The sequence below is a fragment of the Nocardia sp. NPDC004123 genome (genome assembly GCF_053603795.1).
Genome location: NZ_JBSGGG010000022.1, coordinates 22,438 through 48,931, shown reverse-complemented (window position 1 = coordinate 48,931; position 26,494 = coordinate 22,438). Strand labels below are relative to the sequence as shown.

Below are 26,494 nucleotides of genomic sequence, written 5' to 3'. Positions count from 1 at the left end.
GCTGAACAGCCGTCCGAAGAGTCCGATTATCCGTTAGCCGCCTATGCGCCAATTGTCCGTTCAACAGTGTATGTCGAGGCGGCTGGGCAGCCGAATATTTGCCGAGAGGTGACCTCTGAACGGCGGATGTCCGGATCGGATACGTTGGATCGTGTGTCGATGCTGAAGGGTTCCAACGTTCCGGTGGTGGTGTCCGAGATTCGGATCGAACTGGGGTGGCAGTCGGGACCCGGGGTTCCCGACGCCGACGCCTCCGCACTGCTGCTGTCGAGCGGCCGGGTGCGCTCGGACGCCGATTTCGTCTTCTACAACCAGCCGCTGCACGCGTCGGGCGCGGTCCGCCACCACGGCAAGCAGACGGGACCGCTGATCGTGGACGCCCTCTCGGTGCACCTGGGCCGGGTGGAACCGCAGATCGACGCCATCGTGCTCGCGGCCTCGGCCGACGGCGGCACCTTCGCCCAATTCCAGGGCCTGCACGTGCGTTTGGTGGATATGGGCGGCGTGGAGCTGGCCCGCTTCGACAGCACCGACGCCACCTCGGAGACCGCCTTCGTACTCGGCGAGCTGTATCGCCGCGACGGCGGCTGGAAGTTCCGCGCGGTCGGTCAGGGCTACGACTCCGGATTGGCAGGGCTGGCAACCGATTTCGGCATCTCGGTCGATGAAGCGCCTGCCCCGCAACCGAATACACCGCAGCCCCTCACGCCCCCGCAGCCGGTCACCTCGCCCCAGCCCGCGGCCACCCGACCGCCGATCGCTCCCCCGCAGCCGATGCCGGCGCCGCAACACAATTTCGGGCCGCCGCCGACGCCTGCACCCCGGCCGAACACCGGCAAGATCTCGCTGACCAAGGAGGCTCCGGCGGTCTCGCTGACCAAGCAGGGCGCGACCGGCGGGATCATGCGGGTCAACCTGAACTGGTCGGTGCCGAGCTCGGGTGGTTTGTTCGGGCGCAAGCGGGCGAACGGCGGGCTCGACCTGGATCTGTGCGCGTTCTGGGAACTGGCCGACGGGTCGAGGGGCTGTATCAGCGCGCTGGACACCTTCGGCGATCTGTACAAGCCGCCGTTCATCGCGCTGGATCGCGACGATCGCACCGGCGGCAGCGCGACCGGCGAGAACCTGTCCATCAACCTCGATCACATCGCGGATTTCCGCCGCATCCTGGTATTCGCCTCGCTCTACGAGGGCGCGCAGGACTTCCGTGGCGTGCACGCCACCGCGACCCTGTTCCCCCGCAATACGCCGCCGATCGAAATGGAAGTCGGTGGCTGCCAGGATGATTCGCGCGAGATGGTGCTGGCACTGATCGAGAACGTGCACGGCGAGCTGGTGGTGCGGCGGGAGGGCCGGTTCGTGCGCCCGCCGGAGGGCCGCCGGTTCTGGGGCAAGCTGGCGGTGGATCAGGCCTACGGCTGGGGCCTCAAGTGGGGCACCTCGAAGGGCAAGTCCTGACGCGGATCACTCCGGAGCGAGTCGCCGCGCCAATTCCAGTGCGGCGACCCGGGTTTCGGCCAGCGAACCGGGCCAGCAGAGCAGTCGCAGGATGGCGTCGGGAATGAGCTGCTCGGCGTACTCCGGCGCCGCGCCCTCATCGGAGCGCATATTGATGACCGACTCCACCAGCCGGAACGGCAGCAGTTCGGCCCCGGCCACCGCGCCCGCGCCGGCCGCGGCGATGACGGACCCGGCCTCGGCGATCACGGCGGCGGACAGCGTCTCGTAGTGGCCGCGCAGCTCGTCGCGGCGTTCCCGGAAGCGGGCGAAGCGTTCGCTGCGCAGCTCCGGCAGCAGGTACAGCGCGCCGAGATTCCAGCGGCTGGCGCACAGCTGGCTGACGTCGTACCAGGCCAGCGCGTACAACCGTACGGCCGCGGGCTCGGTCCGGCCGGCCAGCACGCCCGCCAATTCCAGTGGCGTGGTGACCGTTTCGGCGAGCAGGGCGTCGAGGATGTCGTCCTTGGCGGCGAAGTGGTGATACAGCGAGGCCTGCCGGATGCCGACGGCGTCGGCGACCGCGCGGGTGGAGGTATTGCCGTAGCCGTGACTGGTGAACAACTCGGCGGCGGCGTCGAGGATTTCGGCGCGCGGCGTCTGGCCTGCACGCCGGCGTGGTTCGAGGCGAGGACGGCCGGGTCCGAGTTGGGTCACCCTGCCATTCTGTCCTACCCGCACCATCGGCCCGGCTACGCGCATAGCCGGCCCGTCCACCCGAGCGGCCGACCTGCACAGTGAGGTTCCTGTCATTCGACAGAAATACCGGCAATACAGAAGTTACGGCGGGCCATCCGACCGATACAGCGGCGTCACCTGAGCCGCGATCGCGACCGGAAAACTTTCAAGCGATAGATATTCGCCTCGCGAAAGACTCACCGCCATGGTTGCCTCCGCCGACGCCATCATTCCCCAGCCCCCACCGGCCACCGCCGGGACCAGCCCGAACAGCGCCGAAACCAGCTCGGACAGCGCCGATCTGGCGCGCTTCGGCTATCAGCCGGTGCTGCACCGCAAGCTCGGCCGCTACGCCTCCTTCGCGGCCGGATTCTCCTTCGTCTCCATCCTGACCACGATCTTCCAGTTCTTCGGCTTCGGCTACTCCTTCGGAGGCGCGGCCTTCTTCTGGACCTGGCCGATCGTGTTCGCGGGCCAGTTCCTGGTGGCGCTGAACTTCGCGGAACTGGCCGCCCGCTACCCGATCTCGGGCTGCATCTATCAGTGGTCGCGCCGGCTGGCCGGGGAGATCGTCGGCTGGTTCGCCGGCTGGATGATGATCATCGCCCAGATCGTCACCGCCGCGGCGGCCGCGATCGCGCTGCAGGTGGTGCTGCCGACCATCTGGTCCGGATTCCAGCTCATCGGCACGAACAGCGATCTCACCTCCCGCGACGGGGCGTCGAACGCGGTACTGCTGGGCAGTGTGCTGCTGGTGATCACCACCCTCATCAATGTGGTGGGCATCGACTGGATGGCGCGCATCAACTCGCTCGGGGTGACCATCGAGATCATCGGTGTGATCGCGGTGATCGCGGTGTTCTTCACCCACACCGACCGCGGGCCGGGCGTGGTCACGCACACCGATCAGGCCGCGGCCGGGCCGTACTGGGCCGCCTTCCTGGCCTCCGGATTGATGGCCGCCTACGTCATGGTCGGATTCGATTCCGCCGGTGAGCTTTCCGAGGAGACCAGGAATCCGCGGCACGTCGCGCCGCGCACCATTCTGTCGGCGCTGGCCGTGTCCGCGCTGGGCGGCGGACTCATCCTGCTGGGCGCGCTCATGGCCGCACCGAGCCTGTCCGACGGCTCGCTGGCCAGTGGCGGGCTGGCGTACGTGATCGAGGCCAAGCTGACCAGCGTTCCCGGCAAGGTGGTGCTGGCCTGCGTGGCGTGCGCGATCACGGTGTGCACCCTGGCGATTCAGACGGCCGGTTCGCGCCTGCTGTTCTCGATGGCCCGCGACGGGCGGCTGCCGTTCGCCAAGCCGCTGTCGACGGTGCATCCGCGCTTCGGCACTCCGGTGTGGCCCGCCGTGGTGATCGGCGTGCTGGGTATCGGCCTGCTGGTGGTGAACCTGGGCAATGCCGCCATCTTCGCGACGCTGGCCAGTGTCTGCATCGTCATGCTCTACCTCGCGTACCTGCTGGTCACGGTGCCGCTGCTGGTGCGCCGGATCAAGGGCTGGCCCGCCGATATCGCCGGCGACGCCGGCGGCACGAAACTGTTCGCGCTGGGCCGCTACGGCATTGCGATCAATGCGCTCGCGGTGATCTGGGGCATCGCCATGGCGGTGAACCTGGCCTGGCCGCGCGCCGCGGTCTACACCCCGACCGGCGGCGGCTGGTGGATGCTCTGGGCCGCACCGCTGTTCGTGCTGCTCACGGTGGCGGTCGGCGCGGTGGTGCATCGGATGGTGACCCCCGCGCGCGGCGTAGTCACCGATCCCATTCCCCAAATCGCCTGATCCACAGGATATTCCGATGATATCGCCGGAGACCCGGCCAACGCCTGCACCGCCGGCCGGGTCTCCGGCATCCCCGAGAAACGGAGTAGCAATGAGCACAGCCAACACCACCGGCGCGCGGGATCATGCCCGGTCCCAGGCGGCCGCCGCCGAACGCGTCGGGCCCGAGCTGCCCGTGGACGTCGACATCGCGAAAATCACTTTCGCCCAGCGGATTCCGGCGGGCGGATACGCGAATGCGGTGCTCGCGCGTGGTACCCGGGTGCGGCTGTCGGATCCGTTCGGCGCGGCGTGTGCGCATCTGCTGCTGCTACGAGCCGAATCGCCTTGGGAACGGCTCAATGTCGCCGACACGGTAAAGGTGCCGTGGCAGGCGTATCTGGGCGTCGGTCATCCGCTGCTCTCCGATCAGGGGCGGGTGCTGGCCACGGTGATCGCGGACTCCTCCGGCCGTCACGACACCCTGTGCGGCCCGTCGCCCGCCGCGCGCCAGAGCCTGCGACTGGCCGGGGTCAAGCAGGGGCTCGAGCCACGGGATATCGGTCCGACGGTGTCGTTCTTCCGGGGTGTGCGCGTGGAATCCGATGGCGCGCTGACGATCACCGGCGGCACGGCAACGGGCACGGCGGTCGACCTGCTCGTGCACCTGCCGGTGACCCTGCTGGTCGCCAATGCCGAACACCCGCTCGACCCCACTCCCCCGACCGAGCTCGACCTCGTGGCGTGGTCCGCCCCGGAAGAGCTCGCGCACGCGCACGGTACCGACCCGGAATACCTGCGCGCGGTGGAGAACACCGAACAGGACTGGCACGCACGCACTCTGGAGGCCCGCGCATGATCACCACCGCCCGCACCGTCGTACTCGACGAGACCGTCCCCGCCCGCGCCGCCTGGTCGGCCGTGGTGCGCGCGGGAGACCAGCTGGACATCATCGATCTGCACGGCAATCAGGCGGTGGACTGCCTGCTCTACAACGCCGCCGATCACACCGACCGGTACAGCGCGCAGACGACGATCACGGCCCAGCGCAATATCTTCCTGACCACCGGCAGCGTCCTGCTGACCGAGGCGGGCACCCCGCTCATGACGGTGGTCGCCGACGAGGTCGGCAATCACGACACCGTGGCCGGGGCGTGCTCGCAGGAGTCCAATACCCTGCGCTACGGCCACCACACCCGCCACCAGCACGCCTGTGTGGAGAACTTCCTGGCCGAGGGTCTGAAGTGGGGGCTGGGCAAGCGTGACCTGGTCTCGAACATCAACTGGTTCATGAACGTTCCCGTCGAGGCGGACGGCACGCTCGGCATCGTGGACGGGCTCTCGGCGCCGGGCAAGAAGCTCACGCTGCGCGCCGAGATCGACACCCTGGTGCTGGTCTCCAACTGCCCGCAGATCAACAACCCCTGCAATGGCTTCGACCCCACCCCGGTGCGCATGGTGGTGACCCGATGACCGCCGTGCTGCCGGACCTCACCGCACCCGAGCACTCGTCCCCGGCCGCGACATTCCAGGTGATCCGGCCGGGCATGCAGACGACCGTGCAGGATTGGCCGGGCCGGGTGGGCTACTGGCATGTCGGGGTGCCGCCGTCCGGCCCGATGGACGACCTGTCGTTCCGGCTCGGCAATCGGGCGCTCGGCAATCCGGAGGGCGCGGCCGGGCTGGAGTGCACCCTGGGCGGACCGGCCCTGCGCTTCGACGCCGCCACCTGGGTGTGCGTCACCGGTGCACCGGTGCCCGTGACCGTGAACGGCCGCGCGGTGCGGCAGTGGCGCAGCGTGCTGGTGCCGGCGGGCGGCGTGCTGGACATCGGCATGGTGCGCGGGCCGGGAATGCGGTGCTACCTGCTGGTGGCCGGCGGTATCGAGGTGCCCGAATACCTGGGCAGCCGTGCGACTTTCACCCTCGGCAAGTTCGGCGGCGGCACCGGCCGAGCCCTGGCGGCGGGCGATGAGTTCACGCTCGGCGTGCCCGGGCGGGTGACGGCCGGGGTGACCGGCGACGATCAGCCCGTGCTGACCCGGCGCTGGGAGCTGGCGGTCACCGAGGGACCGCACGGCGCACCGGAGTTCTTCACCCGCGGCGATTTCGACACCATCATCGGCACCGACTACGAGGTGCACTTCAACTCCGATCGGACCGGGGTGCGGCTCATCGGCCCGAAACCCCAGTGGGCGCGGCGGGACGGCGGCGAGGCGGGACTGCACCCGTCCAACATCCACGACAACGCGTATTCCGTTGGTGCGCTGGACTTCACGGGCGACACCCCGATCCTGCTCGGCCCGGACGGCCCCAGCCTGGGCGGCTTCGTCTGCCCGGTCACGGTGGTGGCGGCCGAGCGCTGGAAGCTGGGTCAGCTCACGCCGGGCGACCGCGTGCGCTTCGTCCCGGTCCGCGCCGACCACGCGGCCTCGCTGCGCGAGCTCGGGGCCGAGCGCCGGGCCGCCTGGCCGGTCGTGCTGTCCACGGGCGGCGACGGTGACGACGGCGTCCTGGCCCGCCGCGACGGCGCGGACACCGCGGTCACCTATCGGCGCGCGGGCAATGACGGCCTGCTCGTCGAATACGGGGACATGACACTGGATCTGGAGCTGCGCGCCCGCGTGCACGCTCTGCACCAGGCGCTGCTGGAACGGTCCGAACCGGGGATCACCGAACTGACCCCGGGCGTGCGATCGCTGCAGGTGCGCCATGATCCCGGCCGGCTGCCCACCCGCACCCTGCTGGGCCTGCTCGCCGAGGTGGAGGCCGAGCTGCCGCCCGCCGACGAGCTGGTGGTCCCCAGCCGCACCGTGCGGCTGCCGCTGTCGTGGGACGATCCGTCCACCCGCGAGGCCATCACCCGCTACATGCACGGCGTCCGCGCGGATGCCCCGTGGTGCCCGTGGAATATCGAGTTCATCCGGCGGATGAACGGATTGGCCTCCGTGGACGAGGTTTTCGACACGGTATTCGCGGCCGAATACCTGGTCCTCGGTCTGGGCGACGTGTACCTGGGCGCACCCGTGGCCACGCCGACCGATCCGCGGCATCGGCTGGTCACCACCAAATACAACCCGGCCCGCACCTGGACGCCGGAGAACGCGGTCGGCATCGGCGGCGCCTACCTCTGCATCTACGGCATGGAGGGTCCGGGCGGCTACCAGTTCGTCGGGCGCACCACCCAGGTGTGGAACCACCGCTCCAGCGGCGTCGGCGAAGACCCGTGGCTGCTGCGGTATTTCGACCGCATCAGCTGGTATCCGGTGAGCGCCGAGGAGCTGCTCGACCTGCGCGCCGACACCGCGGCGGGCCGCGGCGAGTTGCTTGCCGAGGACGGCGAGTTCCGTCTCGTCGACTACCGGAAGTTCCTGTCGGACAATGCCGCATCCATCGACGAGTTCCGCGCCCGGCAGGCCGACGCCTTCGCCGCCGAACGCAATTCCTGGCGCGAGGCGGGCGAACTCGCCGAAACACCCTGAGCGCCTCGGCCCGTTCGCATCCATCCCAGATCCTAGGAGACCCCATGACCGTGTGGATCCACCATCGCCCGGACGCCGAGGTGGACGTCGAAATCGCCACCGCCGCAGGCGCTCTGGCGGGACTGCGGCTCGCCGTCAAGGACAATGTGGATGTCGCGGGCCTGCCGACGACCGCCGCCTGTCCCGACTTCGCGTATACGCCGGATCGGGACGCGCCCGCGGTCGCCGCGCTGCGCGCGGCCGGTGCGGTCGTGGTCGGGAAGACCAATCTCGATCAGTTCGCCACCGGATTGGTCGGCACCCGCTCGCCCTACGGCGTCGTGGAGAACGCGCTGCGGCCCGGATACGTCTCGGGCGGTTCGAGTTCCGGGTCGGCGGTCGCGGTCGCGACCGGGGCGGCGGATATCGCCATCGGCACCGACACGGCCGGGTCCGGGCGCGTTCCGGCCGCGTTCCACGACCTGGCCGGTATCAAGCCCACCGTCGGCGTGATCTCCACCGAGGGCGTCGTCCCCGCCTGCCGCTCCTATGACTGCGTGACGATCTTCGCCGCCGATCTGCGCCTGGCAAGTCGGGCCATGGGCGTCATGGCCGCGGGTGCGCCGGGCCGGCCGTGGCCCGCCGACACCCGGCTGGCCGCGCCGCCGCAGCCGGTGATCGCGGTGTTCAGCGCGCTGCCGGAGCTGGATCCGCAGTGGCACAGCGCCTTCGAGCGGACGGTCGCGGCACTGCGCGATCGGGGCGCGACCATCGTGGAAGTCGATCCGGAGCCTTTCCTGGCCGCCGCCAGACTGCTGTACGACGGCGCGCTGGTCGCCGAACGCTATGCGGCGGTCGGCGAATTCATCGACGCACACCCCGAATCGGCCGATCCCACGGTCGGATCCATCATCCGCGCCGCCCGCGAGCTTCCCGCGCATCGGCTGGTCACCGATCTGGCCGCGCTCGAACGCCTGCGTGCCACCGCCATGGCGAGCCTCGCGGGGGCGGACGCGCTGCTGACCCCGACCGCACCGGCCCACCCGACCATTGCCGAGGTCGCCACCGAGCCCATTGCCGTGAATGCCCGGCTCGGCACCTACACCAACTTCTGCAATCTCTTCGACCTCTGCGCGGTCGCAATCCCCACGGATGAGCCGCATTTCGGCGTCACCGTGCTGGCCCGCGCCTTCGAGGACGCCGTGGCGCTCGATATCGCCGCCATGATCACCGGCGCCCCGCTCGACCCCGGCGAGCCGTGCTGGCCCGCGACGGTCGCGGCCGCGCACGATCTGGTCGTCTTCGGCGCGCACCTGCGCGGCCAGCCCCTCGAACACCAGCTGATCGACCTGGGCGCGCGCTGGGGTGGCCCGGTCGAGACCGCTCCGCAGTACCGCCTGGGTGCGCTGGACACGGTGCCGCCCAAACCGGCCGTAACCCGGGTCCCCGCAATGGAATCCGGTGTCGCGGTGGCCGGGGAACGCTGGCTGCTCTCGCCCGCCGCCCTCGGCCGCTTCCTCGCGGCCCTGCCCGCCCCCATGCAGCTGGGCGCGGTCGAACTCGCCGACGGCAGCTGGCACACCGGGTTCGGCTGCACCGGCGCGGCCGCCGAATCCGCCAAGGACATCAGCGAATACGGCGGCTGGCGCGCGGCGCTGGCGGCGGGGGCGGTGAGCTGACGGTCCGTCAGTTCTGCCAGAGCGCCAGGACGCGGTCCGCGTCCGCCTTGCCCTGCGCGCGACCGGCTTCCAGGGACGGGACCCGGGTGGCGGTGTCGAGCGGGTTGAGGCCGAAGGCCGCGGTGGCCGCCTCGTCCGGGGCGATCACCTCGACCCGGGCGCCGGCCGCGACCAGGCCCGCCACCTGGGCCTCGAGTTCCGCGTCCGGCATGGGCGCGATCACCAGCACCCGGGCGTAGCCGGTGGCGAGATCGGCGTTCACCGACGTCCGGACGCCGCCATCGGTGTAGCGTGCGCCGTCGACCGTGGCGCAGGGCCACACCATGGGCACCGCGGAGCTGGCGGTCACCGCGTCGACCAGTGCGACACCGGAGTCCTTGTCGAAGATCCGCAGCTCGCCCGTCTCGGCATTCACCGAGACGATCCGGACATCCCGATCGGACCATTCGTGCACGGGCAGCCGGGTCTCGATGACGGCCCGCCGCTCCGGCTCCGGGACCGACTCCGCCCGCAGCGCGAGCGCGCCGATGCGCTGCCGGCGCTCGACCGAATCCACCTGCAGTTCCTCGATGATGGCGGCCAGCGTCTCCCAGAGCCCGGCGAACTTCTCCATCGAGGGCACGATCTCGCGGCTCTGCACCGCCGGATCCACCTGCCGCCGAACCAGTTCCGCGAGTTCGAGCCCGCTGCCCACCTGGGCGGCCACATTGGACCCGGCGGAGGTGCCGAGCAGCAGATCCGCCCCGGTCACGTCGGCGCCCGCATCCGCCAGCCCGGCGAGAATGCCCGTCGCCCAGGAGATCCCGGCCACCCCGCCGCCGCCGATCACCAGCGCACGTTCCGTCGTCATACCCGCACTCACTTTCCTACCCGCTGCGAAAGACACCCTGCGGTACGAAAACTACCGGCCAGGCCGCCGGAGCGGTGGCTATGGCTCGATTTCCACCACTCATTCCGAGACGTGCGTCGCGTCGGGATTGGTGGCGTCGCGAATGATGCGCAGGCTCGCGGTGAGCTGATCGAGTTGCTCGGGGCCGAGCAGACCGGTGAACCAGCGGTCCACGCCGTCGAGGTAGGCGGGCAGCACGCGCGCCACGCGGGTGGCCCCGGCGGCGGTGAGCACCGCGTACGAGCTGCGCCGGTCGGCCGGATCGGCCTCACGGCGGACGAAGCCGTTGCGCTCCAGGCGGTCCACCAGCCGGGTGACGCCGGAGGTGGACAGGCTGGTCTGGGTGGCGAGATCCGTCATGCGCAGCTTGCGGCCCGGTGAACGGCTCAGGCGCAGCAGGGCATTCAGGTCGAGTCCCGACAGGCCATTGCGCTTCCAGGTCTCCTCGAGCCGGTCGATGAGCCCGTCGTGAGCCTCGTAGAGCAGACCGATCGCGGTCAGCCGGGGGTCGTCGAAGAGGTTGGGATCCACGGTGACCAGCCTAGACCAGACGTTTTCAGTGCGGATAGTTGACACGCGGAACATTTTCGATATCTTGTTGCTAACGCAATATTCCGCAACGCAACTACATGGAGGTTCCGATGACGACCGAGCGCTGGGTGGCGGGATTCCGTGCGCCGCTGGTGAATCCGGCCGAGGAGATCAAGCTCGCCGAGCCGCGGGCCTTCGCCGGCGAGACCGTGCGGCAGGTGGTGCGATTGGCCGGCGGCGGGTCACGGCTGCGCGTGCGCCTGACCAATCGCTACGGCACGGACGAACTTGTGATCGGCGCGGCGCGGATCGCCGTGCGCAAGACGGGCGGCGAGATCGTGCCCGAGACCGACACCGCGGTGCGGTTCGCGGGGTCCGCAGCCATCCGGATCCCGGCCGGGGCCGATATCGTCAGCGACCCGGTGGACCTGGCCGTCGAGGCGGGAACCGAACTCGCGCTGAGCGTGTACCTGCCCGAACCGGCGCTGCCCGCGTTCGCGCAGTTCCCGGTCGAGAGCAGCTGGATCAGCGCCGGCGATCGGACGGGCGACGGCGCTCCGTCCGATGCCGAGGAGACCGCGGCGCGGTTCCTCCTCACCGGAATCGACGTCGCTGCCGACTCCGAGGTTCCGGTGCTGGTGGCCTTCGGCGACTCGTGGTTCGAAGGCTTCGGCTCGACCCACGGCGCGAACCGCCGATCGGTGGATGTGCTGAACCAGCGGCTGGCCACCGGGTGGGCGGTCAATCAGGGCATCGGCGGCAACCGGCTGCTCACCGACGAGATCGGCGAGCACGGGCTGGCCCGGTTCGAGCGGGACGTGCCGTCGGTGCCGGGAGTCGCGGCCGTGTGGGCCAACTTCGGCATCAATGACCTGATCCTGGCCGGCACCGCGACCGCCGGGGCGCTCATCGCGGGCTTCACCGCGCTGGCCGAGCGGGCGCACGCGGCCGGACTGCCGATCTACGCCAACACCATCGGACCGTTCGGCGGGGCCATCTACCCGGGTCTGGCGGTGGCCGAGGGCATTCCGGTGCGGCGCGCGGTGAACGAGTGGCTGCGCACCACCACGGTGTTCGACGCCGTCTTCGATGTGGCCGCGGCCGTGGAGAATCCGGCGGATCCGGACTTCATCCGGCCCGAGTTCGACAGCGGCGACGGCATGCATCTCAATGACGACGGGGCCCGGGCCATGGCGGAGGCGGTGGATCTCACCGCGCTGCCGCCGGCCTTCCGGTGAGCTGCCGGCGCTGTTCAGCGCGGTTTGACCTCGGCGAGCAGCTCGGGTCCACGGGCCTCCAACCGGGTGGTCGCCCAGCGGATTCCGAGTGCGGCGCCCACCCCGCCCAGCAGTACTCCGATCGGCAGTGCCGCCCACTGGAGTAGCGAATTGTGGAGTGCCACACCGATTCCCAGTATCACGAGGACCGGGGCCGCCGTCAGCAACTGCACCAGGCCCACCGCGAACTGCATGAGGATCTTCAGGCAGCCGGGATTGCCCGAGCCCGCGAACGGGTTGCCGCGCTGCGGGGGCAGGGCGAAGGCGGCATGCGTGGACAGGAACACCACGGCCCCCACGCCGACGCCGACCAGCACCGGCAGCGTCGACAGCGCCCAGACGTACAGGTACGGCCGGCCGAGCGCGCCGGGCAGGATGAGGGTGGCGAGCACCGACGGCGGGGTGACCAGGAGCAGCCAGGCGTAGGCGCGGCCGCGCACATCCGCGCGTGGCGCGCCGGGCGTCACCAGCGTTTGCCAGATCGCGGTGCCGTCGAATCCGTACAGGTTGGTGCTGGACATGGTGGCCAGCCACACCACGAAAGCGCCCGAGAACGGGATGGTTCCGCTACCGCCGGTGCGGAGCGACAGGAAGATCGGCAGCACGAAACCGATGAGCAGCAGGGGCAGCAGGGCGGCGCGGCGACGGCCGTCGCGCCACCAGGTGCGCAACTCCTTGGCGACCACGGCGCCGACCGCGGTGGCGGGGATGAAACGGTCGAGCAGCCCGCCGCCGGTGTCGACCACCTGGCCGGCGGGTGCGGCCGGGGTGGTGAGGCGGCGTTCCAGCAGGACTGCCCAGGACTGCCACAGGATCAGCGACAGCAGCGCCAGGCCCAGCAGGGGCAGCAGGGCGAGCAGGTAGTTGCCGCGGGCCGCGGCCTCGACGGCGTAGGGCGCCCAGCCCGACGGAACCGCGCGCAGCGTCACCGACAGACCGCTGTGGTCGCTCTGCAGTTTCGGGCCGACAGCCGAAACCAGCAGGTTCAGTGGGTAATACGCCAGGCCGATGAGGGCGGCGAAGAGCACGCCCAGGTCCTTGCCGCGCCGGGACCGCATGGCCGCGCCGAGCCAGGCCACCACGACCCGCGACAGCAGGACCACGAATACCAGTTGCAGGACCGCGCCGAGCGCCGCGATCGCGGTGGCGCCCAGGCCGATCGGCGCGGCGAGCAGGACCAGGCCGCCGAACGCGATCAGGTTGACGATGGGCGCCGGCCCGACGAAAGCCGCCGCGCCGAGCCCATAGGCCAGTTGCCGAGTCGTCAAGGGCAGCAGGCGGAATTGCTCGGGTTGCAGGGTCTCGTCGCTGCTGCCGGTGAGCACCGGGCCGCAGATCCAGCCGAGGGTCCAGGCCGCGAAGATCGCCGCCGCCACCGTCACTCCCCCGTGCACGGTCTCGCGCGCGCCGGCGATGATGAGCGCGGTGGCCACCGCGGCGATCAGGCCGAAGATGCTGCCGGTCCAGAAGTTCAGTGCCGCACGGCCTTCCCGCATGTGCCGCGCGGTGATACGCAACCGCATGCGGATCAGGACGCCAACCACGACAGCCCCTCCTCGCCGCCCACGCGTCCGCCCACCAGCCGCACGAAGGCCTCCTCCAGCGTGCCCTCGCCGCGCACCTCGGTGAGCGTCCCGCCCGCCACCACCCGTCCTCGGTTGATCACGGCGACCCGGTCGCAGATCGATTCCACCAGTGCCATCACATGACTCGACAGCACCACCGATCCGCCCGCGGCCACGAACCGCTGCAGAATCGTTCGAATCGTTCCCGCCGACACCGGATCCACCGCCTCGAACGGCTCATCCAGCACCAGCAGTTTCGGTGCGTGCAGCAGAGCGGTGGCGAGGCCGATCTTCTTCCGCATACCCGCCGAATAATCAACCACCACAGTGTTTTCCGCGCCGTCCAGCTCGAGCACGTGCAGCAGCTCGTCCGCCCGCCCGACCACGGTCGCCTTGTCCATCCCGCGCAGCAACCCGGTGAAGTTCAACAACTCTCGCCCGGTGAGCCGCTCCGGCAACGCCAACCCGTCCGGCAGCACCCCCACCACGGTCTTCGCCCGCACCGGATCCGCCCACACCTCGTGCCCGAAGATCCGGGCCGCCCCATGATCCGGCCGCAACAACCCCACCGCCATCGACAGCGTCGTCGTTTTCCCCGCCCCGTTCGGCCCCACCAACCCGAAGAACGACCCGGGCGGCACCGCCAGGCTCACCCCCTCGACCACCCAAGGCCCGCCGAACTTCTTGTAGAGCCCGTCCAGCTCGAGCGCCAGTTGCCCATCGACAGTCATATGCCCTCCTCGGAGCCCCCACCTACCGCCCTTTCACGATAAGCATGCTGCTCCACTGCCAGACATATCGCTCAACGCGCACTCCACCGCAACCGGGCGCTCGAATCCGGCGCTCGCGCATCAGGGCGCGCTATGGCCGGAGCGATGCGGGGTCGAAGGCGATGTCGAAGGGGAGGTTCAGGGCGGCAATCCGGCCGGCCGGGCACCGAGCGACCAATTCGTATTCGCCGCTGTCGGTGAGCGCGTACGCGAACAGGACCGGGAGCTCTTCGCTGGACAGCTGCCCCTTGAAGCGATTGGTCTCGATCCGCCAGAAGTTCGGGATCCCGCCGTCTGCGTAGAGGTCCGGTTTCATCCGGCGATCCATGGCGGCGGTCGAGCGCGAGACGACCTCCACCGCCAGTGCGACCTGCGCCGCAGGTATCCCCCGCTCGTCCCAGGGGACCGGGCCCGCACACACCAGCAGATCCGGGATCGGCTCATCGTCGCCGATGAGCACCCCGACCCCGGGGATCATGAAGAGCCCGTCCGGTAGCGCCGAGTCGAGTATCCGCCCCAGCTGGGACACCATCAGCTGATGGATGGGTTTCGGCGCGGCATTCACGACAAGCTGCCCATACACGACCTCGTACCGGAGTCCGTTCTCGGGAAGGTGATCGAGATCGGCCGCGGTCCAACGATCGGAAGCAGGCACATGCATAGACGAATTGTCTGGCTCGAGTACCGGCATCGCCAAGGCAAACACCCCCTTTTCCCCAATCTGGTTGCACACCACCGCCAACAAGGCTGAACGGTAGCTCGATCCCTACAGCGACTCGCCGGTGACGAACATTTGTTCGCTCATCACCGGCGAGTTGCAGCGCGCTCCGATCAGCGGGTGAGGGTGGTGAAGAATTCGCGGATGTCGCCGGTGAGCAGGTCGGGGACTTCCAGGGCGGGGAAGTGGCCGCCGGAGTAGAACTCCGACCAGTGCACGATGTTGTGGGCCTTCTCCGCGAAGCGGCGGATGGCGAAGTCCGCGGTGGTGAACACCGCGACGCCGGTCGGGACCGTGCCCTTCGGCTTCGGGGCGAACATCGTGTAGTCGTGGAAGCGTTCGTAGTAGTAGTTGGCGACACTGCGGGCGGTGTCGGTGAGCCAGTAGATCGCCACGGTGGTCAGGATCTTGTCCCGATCGATCGCGTCCTCGGGCAGCTCGTGGCCGGCGTCGGTCCATTCCTTGTACTTCTCCACGATCCAACCCAGCTGTCCCGCAGCCGAATCCGCCAGCAGCTGCGCGATCGTGTTCGGCCGCGACCCGGCCAGGTTCATGTAGGCGGAGCCGTCGTCCTGGAACTGCTTCATCGCCGCCAACCGCTGCCGTTCCGCCTCGGTGAGCGCGGCCATGTCGGCCGGGTCGCCCGTGGGGAAAGTGACCAGCGCATTGACGTGCACACCGATCACGCGGTCGCTGAAATCGCGGGCCACGCGCGGCGCGACGAATGCGCCGTGGTCGCCGCCGTGCACCCCGAAGCGCTCATACCCGAGCCGGGTCATGAGCTCGGCCAGGGCGGCAGCGACTTTCCCATCGTCCCAACCGGTTTCGGTCAGCGGCCCGGAGAAGCCGTGCCCCGGCAGGGTCGGGATGACCAGGTGGAAGGCCGGGGCGGCGGCCTCGCCGTGGGCGGCCGGATCGGTCAGCGGGCCGATCATGTCCAGGAAGTCGGCGGGGGTGCCGGGCCAGCCGTGGATGAGCAGCAGCGGGGTCGCGTCGTCCCGTTCGGAGCGGACGTGCAGGAAGTGCAGGCGCTGCCCGTCGATGGTGGTAGAGAACTGCGAGTGGGCGTTCAGCGTGGCTTCGATGGCCCGCCAGTCGAACTTCCCGGCCCAGTAGCCGGCGAGTTCACGCAGGTAGGAGGTGGGGACGCCGCGTTCCCAGCCCGTGCCCGGGACCTCGTCGATCCACCGGGTACGAGTCAGGCGCTGGTTCAGGTCGTCGAGGTCGGCCTGCGGGATGTCGATGCGGAAAGGGCGGATGCCGGTGTCGCTCATGACATCGAGTTTTCCGATAAAGAGGGGCCCTCCACATCACGACAATTCGTTATTCCCCGCACCGCACCGACCCACGACCGCCGACGCCGACAACCCCAACCGCTTCTACCTCAACGAGGCCTACGACGACGAGCCGCCTTCAACCTCCACGCCAAGGGCCCCCACTTCGCCCGCTTCTTCGACATCATCAACTCCTTCGCCACCGGCCCCACCTGGCTGATCAAAGGCACCCGAATCGAAGACCCCCGGTCGTAACTCTCCACCCACCAACCAAGATCAGGGAGCCCTGGGCGCGGACAAACCCCACACCCAGAGCTCCCTGATCTTGAACTACTCGAAAATCTGCTCGGCGGCATCCACCTCGAGCGTCCGATCCAGCCAATGGGCCAGCAGGTCGGGATCCGAACAGTCGAGGATGCGCGCTCGAACGGCAGCGTCGATGGTCAGTCCGCGGCGTTCGAGAATCCGCAACACCGACCCTGCCAACGCTTCGGCCCGGCCCTCGGCACGACCTTCGGTCCGACCCTCGGCGCGGCCGATGGCCTGGTGTTCGCGGGCGAAGTCGCTCTCCCAGTGGTAGTTCTCGATTGCAATGGCCACGAGTTCCTCCCACTCCTTCCGGTACCGGGAAGGTACGCATTTGCTGATGTAGTCATGGTAGTGGACACGCAGGTCCGGCTCGAGGTGTTGCATGGCCTCGAGGGCCATTGCGAGAACGCGACGGCGCTCGGTGTCGCCCAGGTGACCCGGCGCGGAGAGCAGCGCTAACTCCGGCCATTGGTCTGCCTCGGCGACTGTGGTGATCGCCGGCAACATGCCGGGCCAGTAGGTCCGCGCTCGGAACACGAAATCGGGATGCCCGGTTTCGACGGGTGTGGCAACCTTGCCGGCGATCCGTTCGTCGGGGCAGAACGCCAGCAGGACGACCGGGCAGCCCAGGCGCTGACGCACGTGGGTGACGTAGGCCGGCCAGCTCAGGGCGATACGTTCCAGTTCGTCTGCGCAACCCGAGTTTTGGACCTCGTGGATGATGGCGAACTCCGGTTTGTCGGCGGTCGTGCCGACCAGCACGATGTCGAGATGGAGTTCGCCGGGAGACAGCAGGGTGACCGTTTCCGGCCCAGGCCGCCAGCACGGTAGATCCGGCACTGGCAGGCCGAGCACGTTGCGGGCGATCCGGGGTGCCACCTCGGGTCTGTGACGCAGCAATTGCAGCGGAACTTCGTGGCGGATGGACGGCACAACAGAAACGTATCGCCTTGCCCGAGTGCATATTTCGAGCTCCAGTGAAACTGTCCGTTTCATCCGCGTGCCCGACGTCCGGCGTGTCCCACAGGTTGAATATTCGGATGTGGGCGGGTCAGCGGGTAACCGCGCGAACGCCGGCCGGATGAGAGGGCTTGGTGCACAAACCATCTGGCGGCGAGACCGATGGCGGCCCAGAGACATCCGCTGCTGCCGATGTGAGTATCGATCGCTGGTCGATGCAGATAACGATGTGTTGCCGGCCGGACAGGAAAGTGTGCGGCCGGTAACGGGGCAGGGGTCACTTGGAACGTCGAGGATCTCGATCGCACCCCGTGATGTTCACAGTGGTGTTGAGTTCGTGGGGGTACATGCCTCCAGTTGATCTGCGAGTTGTCGGGGGCGGGCGAGCGCGATCATGTGGCCGCCGTCGATCTCGTTGGGAACGACGCCGAGGCGTTCGGCGACGATATGGCGCATGAACGCGGCGGGCAGGAAGCGGTCATGACGGCAGAGCAGGAAGGTCGTCGGTGTCGCCGGCCAGGTGGGCAGGGGCCAGGGTTCGGTGAACGGGGTGGCGGATTGCCGACGGCTGTGTTTCCGGGCCTGGGCTGCCAGCCCGGGCGGGACATCGTGGAAGAACAGAGCATCCTCGTCGTCGGGGTGTCGGCCGTCGCATTCGTCCTGCCGACGGCGGGCGTGCTCGTAACCGGTATTGGCCCACCACTCACCGGGGGCTTCTCCGGGCCGCGGGATCATCGCGGACAACAGCATCAGTCGCCGGACCGGGACGCGCTGGCAGACCAGCGGTGCGGTGAACCCGCCGAAGGAGTGGGCAACCAGCACGGTGTCGGTGTGATCGCTGATGGCAGCGGCCACGGTTTCGGCATACTCGAGCAGCCCAGCCGCGTCGTCGTCGCAGGGCAGGTCGGGAGTGGCCACGCGGTGGCCGCGGGACCGTAGCTCGCTCGCGAGCCGGTGCCAGTACCAGGAATCGGTCCCGGCCCCGGAGATGAACACGTACTCGGTCACGCCTGCCCCCATCGCGTCGATATGTCCACACCCAGCTCCTTCGGGTCATCGACCACGCTGGTCGCGGTCGTGCCCCTGTGAGACCGGCAGTGCGCGAAAAAGGAATCGGAGCCGAATCAGGGCAGGGCCGCAGGCAGACCGAAGGCGGCGAACACCTCGGGCCCGAACGCGGTGATCTCGACGATCTGCCCGTCCCGGACACGCACCGCGTTGAGCACCTGTGCCCGATAGACCTGCTCATCCGGTCGGCAGAGGTAGCCGGCCATGGCCGGCTGCCGGTTCGCCCGAACCGGCACGCCCCGCCACTGCCCCTTATACAAGGTCGAGCCCGGCCCCAACGCGTTCTCGGCGAACGCGGCGACCTCCGAACGGCCGACGAAGGAGTACGGCAACGGCGGCATGGACAGCCGCACATCCGCGCTCAACAGCTGCGCGAACGCCGCGATATCGGCGCGCTCGTGGGCGGTCATGAAACGCCGCAGCAGCTCCCGCTCTTGCGCAGTCATAACCTGCCCGGAGTCGTGTTGCGGCAGATGCGCCCTCAGCACAGGTCGTGCCCGCTGCAACGCGCTCTTCACCGCGGCCACGCTCATGCCCAGCAACTCACCGGTCTCCGCCGCTGACCAGCCGAGCACGTCTCGCAGGATCAACACCGCGCGCTGCCGAGCCGGCAAGTGCTGGATCGCCACCAGGAACGCCAGCTCGATGGTCTCCCGCGCGACCACCACGGCCTCCGGCTCCGCTTCCGGGTCGGCCACCGGCTCCAGCAACCGATCCGGAAACGGCTGCAACCATCCCACCTCCGCCGGTCCGCCGGCCCCACCCGCCACCGGCTGCCGTGGGTGCCGGTCGAGGAAGTCCAGGCACACATTCGTCGCGATCCGGTACAGCCACGCCCGAAACGTGGAGCGGCCCTGGAAACTTCGCCTATAGCGCCACGCCCGCAGCAACGTCTCCTGCGTCAAGTCCTCGGCCTCGTCGAACGAGCCCAACATCCGATAGCAGTGCACCCGCAACTCCCAGCGGTAACGCTCAGCCAGGCCCGCGAACGCCGCCTCGTCCCCAGCATCCGCCGCCGCGACGCTCTCACGCTCCACAACCCCGACCGTACCCACAGAGCTCAACAATCGACCCAGTCATCTGCTGGCCGCCCGGCATTCTCGGTGAGGAGCATGGTCACCGCATGCGCCAGCGCACGTCCACATCGACCCGGCTGAGGTTGCTCAACGAGTAGGCCGCTTGCCGCCCGGTGACGAACGGGGTGTTCGTCACCGGCGGGGCGGGGTCAGTCGATGAGGCGGATGTCTTCGCCTGCTTCGTCTCTCGGGTCGCCCGGGGTTGTGAACCAGTGGGTGACTTCGCCGTCTTCCAGGTCGGCGGGGGTGTTGCCGGTGGGGAGGACGGAGAGGGCGCCTGCGGTGGCGGAGGCCAGGAATTCGTCGATCGCGGGTTGGTCGGTGGAGGCGGTGGTGTACGTCGTGGACTCGTAGTCGACGTCGTTGTCGGCGCGCAGGGTGGCTGCGCGGTCGAGGGCCTCGGACTGGGTGAGGGTGGCCCAGGTGTCGGCGTCGCGGTAGACGAAGGCGGGGTCGGATTCGGACAGGGGGCGGACGCGGTCGGTGTAGGAGACCGGGTGCGCGGGGCGGGTGGCCAGGTCGGACTGGACCTTCGGGTCCGACGGGACCAGCCAGCGGACCGAGCTGGCGGCCGGTTCCTGGGCGATGCCGAAACCGGCTCCGGCGGCGAGGATGTCGCCGAAGGAGAGGCCGTCGGCGAAGAGCACCGCGGCACCGGCCTTGTGGATGGCCCAGACCGCGACCACCGCTTCCACCGTGTGCGGGAGGGCCACGGCGACGACGTCGCCGGGGCCCGCGCCGCGCTCGATGAGCAGGCGCGCCAGCTGGGAGCTGCGGCGGTCCAGGATGGCGTACGCGATCTCCTGGCCGTCGGACAGCAGGGCGGGCGCCTGCGGGTCCTCTTCGACGACCTCGGCCAGCACATTGGCCACGGTCGCGGTGCCGACGCGCGCCGCGTCCGCCGCGGAATCGGCGGGGGTGACGGCGCTTTCGGCGAGGATGCGGGCGCGCTCGGTGGCATCGAGGATGTCGATGTCACCGACCAGGCCCTCGGCGTCTCCGACCAGCGCGTCCAGGATCCGGTTGAAGCGCGCGGCGAGGATGGCGACCTCGTCGGCGGTGAACCGGCTGCCCAGGTAGCGCATGGAGATGTCGATGGTCTCGCCCGCCATGATGACCAGGCTCATCGGGTAGTGGGTGTTGTCGTTGATGCCCACACCGCTGACGGACATGCCGTCGATGGAGCTGGCCGCGGCGATGGCGTCCTTGTCCACCGGGTAGGACTCGAACGCCATGATGGTGTCGAATTCCGCTCCGGCGCCGGCCAATCGCTGGATCTCGGTGAGCCCGATGTGGTGGTGTTCGAGCAGATCGGCCTGATCGTGCTGAACCCGCTGCAGCAGCCCCGCGATGGTCAGCCGGTCGTCGACCCGGATGCGCACCGGCACCGTGTTGATGAACAGACCCACCATGGACTCGACACCGGGCAGATCACCCGGGCGACCGGAGACGGTCGCGCCGAACACCACGTCACTGCGCCCGGTGAGGCGGCCGATCAGCACCGCCCAGGAGGTCTGGATCAGCGTGTTCAGCGTGACATTGAGTTCCCCGGCGCGCTTGGTGAGCGCGCGGGTGCGGTCGGCGTCGATATCCAGTGTGTAGCGGCCGATTTCGTAGTTCTCGTCGCGGGTCGCGGCGGGCGCGAGCTGGGTCGGCTCGCTCACCCCGGCGAGGGCGCGCTGCCAGGCGGCGAGCGATTCGTCCCGGTTCCGTCCGGCCAGCCAGGCCAGGTAGTTCCGGAACGACGGCACCCGCGGCAGCACCGACATGTCGCCGCGCACCGCGTACAGCACCAGCAGGTCCTGCATGAGCAGCGGCATGGACCAGCCGTCCACCAGGATGTGGTGGGTGGTGATGACCAGGTGCACCAGGTCGTCACTGATCCGGAACACATTGAACCGCATGAGCGGCGCCGCGGACAGATCGAAGTGATCGGCGCGATCGGCCTCGATCATCTCCCGCATGCGCGGATTGCGTTCGGCCTCCGGCAGATCCGTGAGATCGATGACCGTGAACGGCGCCTCGACCCGGTCCAGCACCACCTGGTGGGCCTGGCCGTCGGCGTCGGTGACGAACGCGGTCCGCAGGCTCGGGTACCGGTCCAGGATGGCCTGCGCGGCCACCTTCAGCCGATCCACGTCCACCACACCGCTCAGGTCGAGCACGGTCTGAATGGTGTAGACGTCCACCGTGTTCTGGGTGAGCAGCGCGTGGAACAGCAGACCCGACTGCAGCGGCGAGAGCGGCCACACGTCGGACAGCGCCGGGTACGTCCGCTCCCACACCTCGATGTCGGACTGCTCCACCCGCACCAGCGGCAGGTCGGACGGCGTGAAGCCGCCCGCCTCCGGCCGCTTGGCGTGCGCGGCCAGCGCGGTCAGCGCCGCCACGAACAGGTCGGCGAACTCCCGCACCCGTTCGCGTTCGAGCAGCCCACTCGGGTAGGAGAAGGCCGCGCCCAGCTCCGGGCCGTCCGCGCCGTCGGTGACGATGGCGTTGATGTCGAGGGTGGCGTTGGCGGGCATGTCGGCGTCCATGTCGCCGTCGAGGCGGCCCAGGTCGTCGACCGGCACCCAGCCCAGTTCGGCCATGCCCTCGGGCACCTCGCCCGCGGACATCCGGCCCAGGTAGTTGAAGCTGATCTGGCCGACATCGCGCAGCTGCGTGGCGGTTTCGGGGTTGAGGTAGCGCAGCAGACCCCAGCCCAGACCCTTGTCGGGCAGCGCCAGCAGCTGTTCCTTGACCGATTTCACGATGTCGCCCAGGGCGTTTCCGCCCTCGAAGGCATCGGCGAGATCCGCGTCGTTCAGGTCCAGTCGCACCGGGAAGGCGGCGGTGAACCAGCCGACCGTCCGCGAAAGATCCGCGCCCGGAACGATGTCCTCTTCACGGCCGTGGCCCTCGAGCTTGATCAGCGCCGAGCCGCCGGTGGTCTCCCCGCGCCAGCGCGCGACCGCCAGGGCCAGCGCCGACAGCAGACCGTCGTTGACGCCACCCCGGTACAGGCCCGGGACGGCGGTGAGCACGGCCTCGGTGACCGATGCCGGCACCGTGACCTCGATCCGCTCGACGGTGGCGAAGGTGTCGACCTTCGGGTCGAACGCCCGCGACCCGAGCAGCGGATCCGGCGTCTCGGTAACCCGCTGCCAGAACGGCAGTTCCGCGACCCGCGCCTCACTGCGCGACTCCTCGACCAGGGCGTGCGCCCAGCGTCGCATGGAGGTGCCGGTCTCGGGCAGCGCCAGCGGCTGCTCGAACGCCACCTGCGACCAGGCCAGGCCCAGGTCCGGAATCAGGATGCGCCAGGAGACGCCGTCGACCACCATGTGGTGCGCGACGATGAGCAGCACGTCCCGGCGGACGCGTGCCTCGTCGGAACCCTCGGGGGCGAAGGCGAACCAGACGAACTGCACCATGGCCGCATTCGCCGGATCCAGACGGCCCAGCGCCGCATCGAATTCGATGCTGCCGACCCGGGTCAGCTCCTCGTCGGAGATGTCCGCGGCCAGCTCGACCCGGTGCACCAGCGCGTCGACGTCGACGGCCCCGCGCGGCAGCGCCTCGAATTCGAAGCCCTCCGAAGCGTTCTTTCCATGGGCGCTGCCGCGCAGACGCGACCGCAGCACGTCGTGGTGGTCGAACAGCGCACCGATGGCCCCGACCAGCACCGTCCGCGTGATGCCGTCCGGCAGTCGCAGCGGCATGGTCTGCGAGAACCGCTCGTACGACGACCCACTCGACAGGATCGCGTGCATGATCGGCGTCAGCGGAATGTCGCCGACCCCGCCGCCCGGCAGTTCCGCCAGCTTCTCCTGCGCGGTGTCCCCGCCCAGCGTGGCGATCTCGGCCAGCCCCGCAACGGTCCGCTTCTCGAACACGTCGCGCGGCGAGAACACGATGCCGCGCGCCTTGGCCCGGGAGACCAGCTGGATGGACAGGATCGAGTCGCCGCCGAGCGCGAAGAACGAATCGTCCGCACCCACCTGGTCGACGCCGAGCACGTCGGCGAAGACCTCGGCGATGCTCGCTTCCAGTTCGGTGACCGGAGCGCGGAAGTCCCGCGCGGTGAACACCGGCTCGGGCAGCGCCCGGCGATCCAGCTTGCCGACCGGGGTCAGCGGGATGGCGTCCAGGATCGTGATCGCCGTCGGCACCATGTATTCCGGCAGGCGGCCCGCGACATGCTCGGTCAGCGCCGGGATGTCGATGGTCCGGCCCGCCACCGGCAGCACGTAGGCCGCCAGGATGGTGGCCCCGGCCTCGGTCTTGTGACCGACGGTGACCGCGAAGTCGACGGTCTCGTGCGAGGCCAGCGCGGCGTCGATCTCACCGAGCTCGATGCGGAAGCCGCGCACCTTCACCTGGAAGTCGTTGCGGCCCACGTATTCCACCTCGCCGGTGGGGGTCCAGCGGACCACGTCACCGGAGCGGTACATCCGCTCGCCGGCCACGAACGGGTTGGCGACGAACCGCTCGGCCGACAGGCCCGGGCGGTCGTGGTAGCCACGCGAGAGCTGGATACCCGACAGGTACAGCTCACCCGCGACGCCCACCGGCACCGGACGCAGGCGCGCGTCCAGGATGAGGGCCTGCATACCGCGGATGGGACCGCCGATGGTGACCAGATCGCCCGGCACCAGCGCATCGCTGATGTTGGTCATGATGGTGGTCTCGGTGGGGCCGTAGCCGTTGTGGAACGCACGAATCGTGCGGTTCTCCAACGGAATCGCCCACTTCTCGACCAGATCGGCCGGCACGGCCTCACCACCGGCGACCAGCACCCGCAGCGAGTCCAGACCCTTCGGGTCGAGGGTGGCGAGCGCGGCCGGGGTGATGAAGGCGTGCGTGGCCCGCTCGCGCTTGATCAGCTCGGCCAGTTCCTCGCCGCCGTAGACGCCCGGCGGGACCACCACGAGGGTGCCGCCCGCGCCGATGGCGAGCAGGTACTCCAGCACCGACGCGTCGAACGACGGCGAGGCGAAATGCAGTGCCCGCGAACCGGAGTCGAGGTGGTAGCGCACGATCTGCTCGGTCGCGAAGTTGGCGAGACCGGAGTGCGTCACCACGACGCCCTTCGGCATGCCCGTCGTACCCGAGGTGTAGATCACGTAGGCCACGTGGTCCGGCCGGACCGGCGCCCACCGCTCCGCGTCGGTGACGGGTTCGGCGAAGTGCGAGGCGATCTCGGCCTGCACCATGGGATCGTCGAGCGAGATCCAGCCCGCCAGGCTCTTGACCGGCGGCAGCCCCTCGAGCTCGGCGTCGACCGTCAGGCCGAGCACCGCGCCGGAGTCGTTGACCATGTGCGCGATGCGGTCCGCCGGGTAGGACGGATCGACCGGCACGAAGGCCGCACCCGACTTGGCGACGGCCCAGATGGCCAGCACCGATTCGAAGGAGCGCCGGATGGCCACGGCGACACGGGTTTCCGGTCCGGCGCCGCGCTCGATGAGCACGCGCGCCAGGCGCGAGGAGGCCGCGTCGAGTTCGGCGTAGCCCAGGGCCTGGCCCTGGAACACGACCGCCTCGCCGACCGGGTTGTTGGCGACGGCCTCGGCCAGCAGCTCGGGCAGCACGCGCGGCTCGATGGCCGGACCGCCCGTGCGGGAGATCAGGTCGGCGCGCTCGTCGGCGGCCAGGATCTCCAGGTCGCCGACCGCGGTGCGCGGCGCGGCGATGATCTCGCCGAGCAGGCGGAGGAACCGCTCCGCGAAGCCCGCCACCGTCTCCTGGTCGAACAGGTCACGGGCGTAACCGAATTCGGCGTACATGCCGGCGTCCGCGTCGGCCGGAGCCTCGGTCAGGGTGAGCATGAGGTCGAACTTGGCGATCTCGTTCTCGAAGTCGACCGCCGCGGCCCGCAACGCGGGCAGTTCGAAGGAGCTGTCGGGCAGGTTCTCGAACGACAGCGCCACCTGGAACAGCGGGTGCCGCGCGGTGGACCGCTCCGGGTTGAGCAGCTCGACGAGCCGCTCGAACGGAATGTCCGCGTGCGCGAACGCCTGCAGGTCACTGTCCTTGGCCTGGGCCAGCAGCTCGGTGAAGCCGGCCTGTCCGCTCACCTCGGTACGCAGCACCAGGGTGTTGACGAACATGCCGATCAGGTTGTCCAGCTCGGCCTCGCCGCGGCCCGCGATGGGCGCGCCGATGGCGATGTCGGAGGTGCCGGACAGGCGCGCCAGGAACACCGCGAGGGCGGTGTGCACGACCATGAACATGGTCGCGTTGTTGGTGCGCGCGAGCTGCTGGAGTCCGCGGTGCAGGTCCTTGCCGATCGGGAACAGCACCCGGCCGCCGCGGAAGGACTGCGCGGTGGGGCGCGGGCGATCCGAGGGCAGGTTCAGCTCGTCGGGCAGATCCGCCAGTGCGGTGCGCCAGAATTCGGCCTGCGCGGCGATCAGGCTGGTCGCGTCGTCCTCGGAGCCGAGTACCTCGCGCTGCCAGATCGAGAAGTCCGCGTACTGCACCGGCAGCGGCGCCCAGCCGGGCGCGACACCGGCGGCGCGGGCGGCATAGGCCACCATGACGTCGCGGGTGAGCGGGCCCATGGACCAGCCGTCGGCGGCGATGTGGTGGGTGACGAAGACCAGCACATGCTCGACGGCGGCGGTGCCGTCGATGGACTCCGTTTCGGCACCGTCGACGCGGAACAGCTTGGCGTGCAACGGCACTTCCGCGGTCACGTCGAAGCCGGCGGTGACCAGCGCGGCGATCCGCTCGGTCACCGACTCGGCCGCGACGACGACCGGCGTCAGATCCGGAACCGCCTGCGCCACCGGCACGATCACCTGCGCGGCCGCGCCGTCCACCTGCGGGTAGACGGTGCGCAGCGTCTCGTGGCGGCCGATCACGTCGGCGACGGCCTGCTGCAGCGCGTCCACATCCAGCGCACCGGTCAGACGCACCGCCACGGGGACGTTGTACGCGGCGGACGCGGTGTCGAACTGGTTGAGGAACCACATGCGCTGCTGTGCCAG

Annotated in this window: 18 protein-coding genes (1 of these 18 cut by a window edge); 7 read left to right on the top strand and 11 right to left on the bottom strand. The window is 69.5% G+C overall.

What is annotated here, in order from left to right; translation table 11 throughout:
• Positions 1-159: 159 nt before the first annotated feature.
• The gene (locus tag ACWEQQ_RS29660) at positions 160-1,458 is read left to right on the top strand and encodes a TerD family protein (RefSeq protein WP_452350567.1); all 1,299 of its coding nucleotides are present in this window, start codon (positions 160-162) and stop codon (positions 1,456-1,458) included.
• A 6-nt stretch (positions 1,459-1,464) separates the two neighbouring features.
• Here the strand turns inward: ACWEQQ_RS29660 and ACWEQQ_RS29655 are convergent, their stop codons facing one another.
• A complete protein-coding gene (locus tag ACWEQQ_RS29655; protein WP_379437846.1) occupies positions 1,465-2,154 on the bottom strand; it encodes a TetR/AcrR family transcriptional regulator in 690 nt (229 codons plus the stop codon).
• A 226-nt stretch (positions 2,155-2,380) separates the two neighbouring features.
• Between ACWEQQ_RS29655 and ACWEQQ_RS29650 the strand changes: the two genes are divergently transcribed.
• The 5 genes from ACWEQQ_RS29650 (at position 2,381) to atzF (ending at position 9,080) form a co-directional block, all read left to right on the top strand.
• Positions 2,381-3,961: an amino acid permease gene (locus ACWEQQ_RS29650; RefSeq protein ID WP_452350566.1), complete on the top strand. Its 1,581-nt coding sequence runs from the start codon at positions 2,381-2,383 to the stop codon at positions 3,959-3,961.
• Positions 3,962-4,052: 91 nt separating this feature from the next.
• Complete coding sequence (locus tag ACWEQQ_RS29645) at positions 4,053-4,799, top strand: DUF1989 domain-containing protein (protein ID WP_452350565.1); 747 nt, start codon at positions 4,053-4,055, stop codon at positions 4,797-4,799.
• Positions 4,796-5,413 (top strand): urea amidolyase associated protein UAAP2, encoded by a 618-nt coding sequence (locus ACWEQQ_RS29640; RefSeq protein ID WP_452341697.1) that lies wholly within the window; start codon positions 4,796-4,798, stop codon positions 5,411-5,413. The genes ACWEQQ_RS29645 and ACWEQQ_RS29640 overlap by 4 nt, the downstream gene beginning before the upstream one ends.
• 74 nt (positions 5,414-5,487) lie before the next feature.
• Positions 5,488-7,422 carry a 5-oxoprolinase/urea amidolyase family protein gene (locus ACWEQQ_RS29635; RefSeq protein ID WP_452350645.1) on the top strand — a complete coding sequence of 645 codons (1,935 nt, stop codon included), beginning with the start codon at positions 5,488-5,490 and terminating at the stop codon, positions 7,420-7,422.
• 44 nt (positions 7,423-7,466) lie between these two features.
• Entirely contained in the window at positions 7,467-9,080 is a 1,614-nt protein-coding gene (gene atzF / locus ACWEQQ_RS29630; RefSeq protein WP_452350564.1) for an allophanate hydrolase, read from the top strand.
• Between the two features lie 7 nt (positions 9,081-9,087).
• On the opposite strand, the gene ACWEQQ_RS29625 is transcribed toward atzF, so the two are convergent.
• Positions 9,088-9,930, bottom strand: a complete 843-nt coding sequence (locus ACWEQQ_RS29625) for a patatin-like phospholipase family protein (RefSeq protein ID WP_452350563.1) — start codon at positions 9,928-9,930, stop codon at positions 9,088-9,090.
• Positions 9,931-10,029: 99 nt separating this feature from the next.
• Entirely contained in the window at positions 10,030-10,500 is a 471-nt protein-coding gene (locus ACWEQQ_RS29620; RefSeq protein WP_452341694.1) for a MarR family winged helix-turn-helix transcriptional regulator, read from the bottom strand.
• A gap of 110 nt (positions 10,501-10,610) precedes the next feature.
• Here ACWEQQ_RS29620 and ACWEQQ_RS29615 point away from each other — a divergent pair, with 110 nt between their 5' ends.
• Positions 10,611-11,738, top strand: coding sequence for a GDSL-type esterase/lipase family protein (locus ACWEQQ_RS29615; protein ID WP_452350562.1), 1,128 nt, complete (start codon positions 10,611-10,613; stop codon positions 11,736-11,738).
• Between the two features lie 14 nt (positions 11,739-11,752).
• Here ACWEQQ_RS29615 and ACWEQQ_RS29610 read toward each other — a convergent pair whose 3' ends face one another.
• The 8 genes from ACWEQQ_RS29610 to ACWEQQ_RS29575 all read right to left on the bottom strand — a co-directional run.
• Positions 11,753-13,321, bottom strand: coding sequence for a hypothetical protein (locus ACWEQQ_RS29610; protein ID WP_452350561.1), 1,569 nt, complete (start codon positions 13,319-13,321; stop codon positions 11,753-11,755).
• The gene (locus ACWEQQ_RS29605; RefSeq protein WP_379397238.1) at positions 13,306-14,073 is read right to left on the bottom strand and encodes an ABC transporter ATP-binding protein; all 768 of its coding nucleotides are present in this window, start codon (positions 14,071-14,073) and stop codon (positions 13,306-13,308) included. Before ACWEQQ_RS29605 ends, ACWEQQ_RS29610 begins: the two co-directional genes overlap by 16 nt.
• A 130-nt stretch (positions 14,074-14,203) precedes the next feature.
• Positions 14,204-14,773 carry a Uma2 family endonuclease gene (locus ACWEQQ_RS29600; protein ID WP_452341690.1) on the bottom strand — a complete coding sequence of 190 codons (570 nt, stop codon included), beginning with the start codon at positions 14,771-14,773 and terminating at the stop codon, positions 14,204-14,206.
• Positions 14,774-14,943: 170 nt separating this feature from the next.
• On the bottom strand, positions 14,944-16,104 hold the full coding sequence (locus tag ACWEQQ_RS29595) for an epoxide hydrolase family protein (protein ID WP_452350560.1): 1,161 nt from the start codon (positions 16,102-16,104) through the stop codon (positions 14,944-14,946).
• Between the two features lie 330 nt (positions 16,105-16,434).
• Positions 16,435-17,292: a hypothetical protein gene (locus tag ACWEQQ_RS29590; RefSeq protein WP_452350559.1), complete on the bottom strand. Its 858-nt coding sequence runs from the start codon at positions 17,290-17,292 to the stop codon at positions 16,435-16,437.
• A 399-nt stretch (positions 17,293-17,691) separates the two neighbouring features.
• Positions 17,692-18,381, bottom strand: coding sequence for an alpha/beta fold hydrolase (locus tag ACWEQQ_RS29585; protein WP_452350558.1), 690 nt, complete (start codon positions 18,379-18,381; stop codon positions 17,692-17,694).
• A gap of 116 nt (positions 18,382-18,497) precedes the next feature.
• On the bottom strand, positions 18,498-19,478 hold the full coding sequence (locus ACWEQQ_RS29580; RefSeq protein WP_452350557.1) for an RNA polymerase subunit sigma-70: 981 nt from the start codon (positions 19,476-19,478) through the stop codon (positions 18,498-18,500).
• Positions 19,479-19,666: 188 nt separating this feature from the next.
• Positions 19,667-26,494: part of a non-ribosomal peptide synthase/polyketide synthase coding region (locus ACWEQQ_RS29575; protein WP_452350556.1), annotated on the bottom strand (this coding region is incomplete at its 5' end). 22,437 nt of the annotated region lie beyond the right edge of the window; the window shows 6,828 of its 29,265 annotated nt.

Coding starts and splice junctions, on each gene's coding strand:
- ACWEQQ_RS29640 (WP_452341697.1), top strand. CDS start 4,796: ATGATCACCACCGCCCGCACCGTCGTACTCGACGAGACCGTCCCCGCC.
- ACWEQQ_RS29625 (WP_452350563.1), bottom strand. CDS start 9,930: ATGACGACGGAACGTGCGCTGGTGATCGGCGGCGGCGGGGTGGCCGGG.
- atzF (WP_452350564.1), top strand. CDS start 7,467: ATGACCGTGTGGATCCACCATCGCCCGGACGCCGAGGTGGACGTCGAA.
- ACWEQQ_RS29645 (WP_452350565.1), top strand. CDS start 4,053: ATGAGCACAGCCAACACCACCGGCGCGCGGGATCATGCCCGGTCCCAG.
- ACWEQQ_RS29650 (WP_452350566.1), top strand. CDS start 2,381: ATGGTTGCCTCCGCCGACGCCATCATTCCCCAGCCCCCACCGGCCACC.
- ACWEQQ_RS29595 (WP_452350560.1), bottom strand. CDS start 16,104: ATGAGCGACACCGGCATCCGCCCTTTCCGCATCGACATCCCGCAGGCC.
- ACWEQQ_RS29635 (WP_452350645.1), top strand. CDS start 5,488: ATGCAGACGACCGTGCAGGATTGGCCGGGCCGGGTGGGCTACTGGCAT.
- ACWEQQ_RS29600 (WP_452341690.1), bottom strand. CDS start 14,773: ATGCATGTGCCTGCTTCCGATCGTTGGACCGCGGCCGATCTCGATCAC.
- ACWEQQ_RS29615 (WP_452350562.1), top strand. CDS start 10,611: ATGACGACCGAGCGCTGGGTGGCGGGATTCCGTGCGCCGCTGGTGAAT.
- ACWEQQ_RS29605 (WP_379397238.1), bottom strand. CDS start 14,073: ATGACTGTCGATGGGCAACTGGCGCTCGAGCTGGACGGGCTCTACAAG.
- ACWEQQ_RS29660 (WP_452350567.1), top strand. CDS start 160: ATGCTGAAGGGTTCCAACGTTCCGGTGGTGGTGTCCGAGATTCGGATC.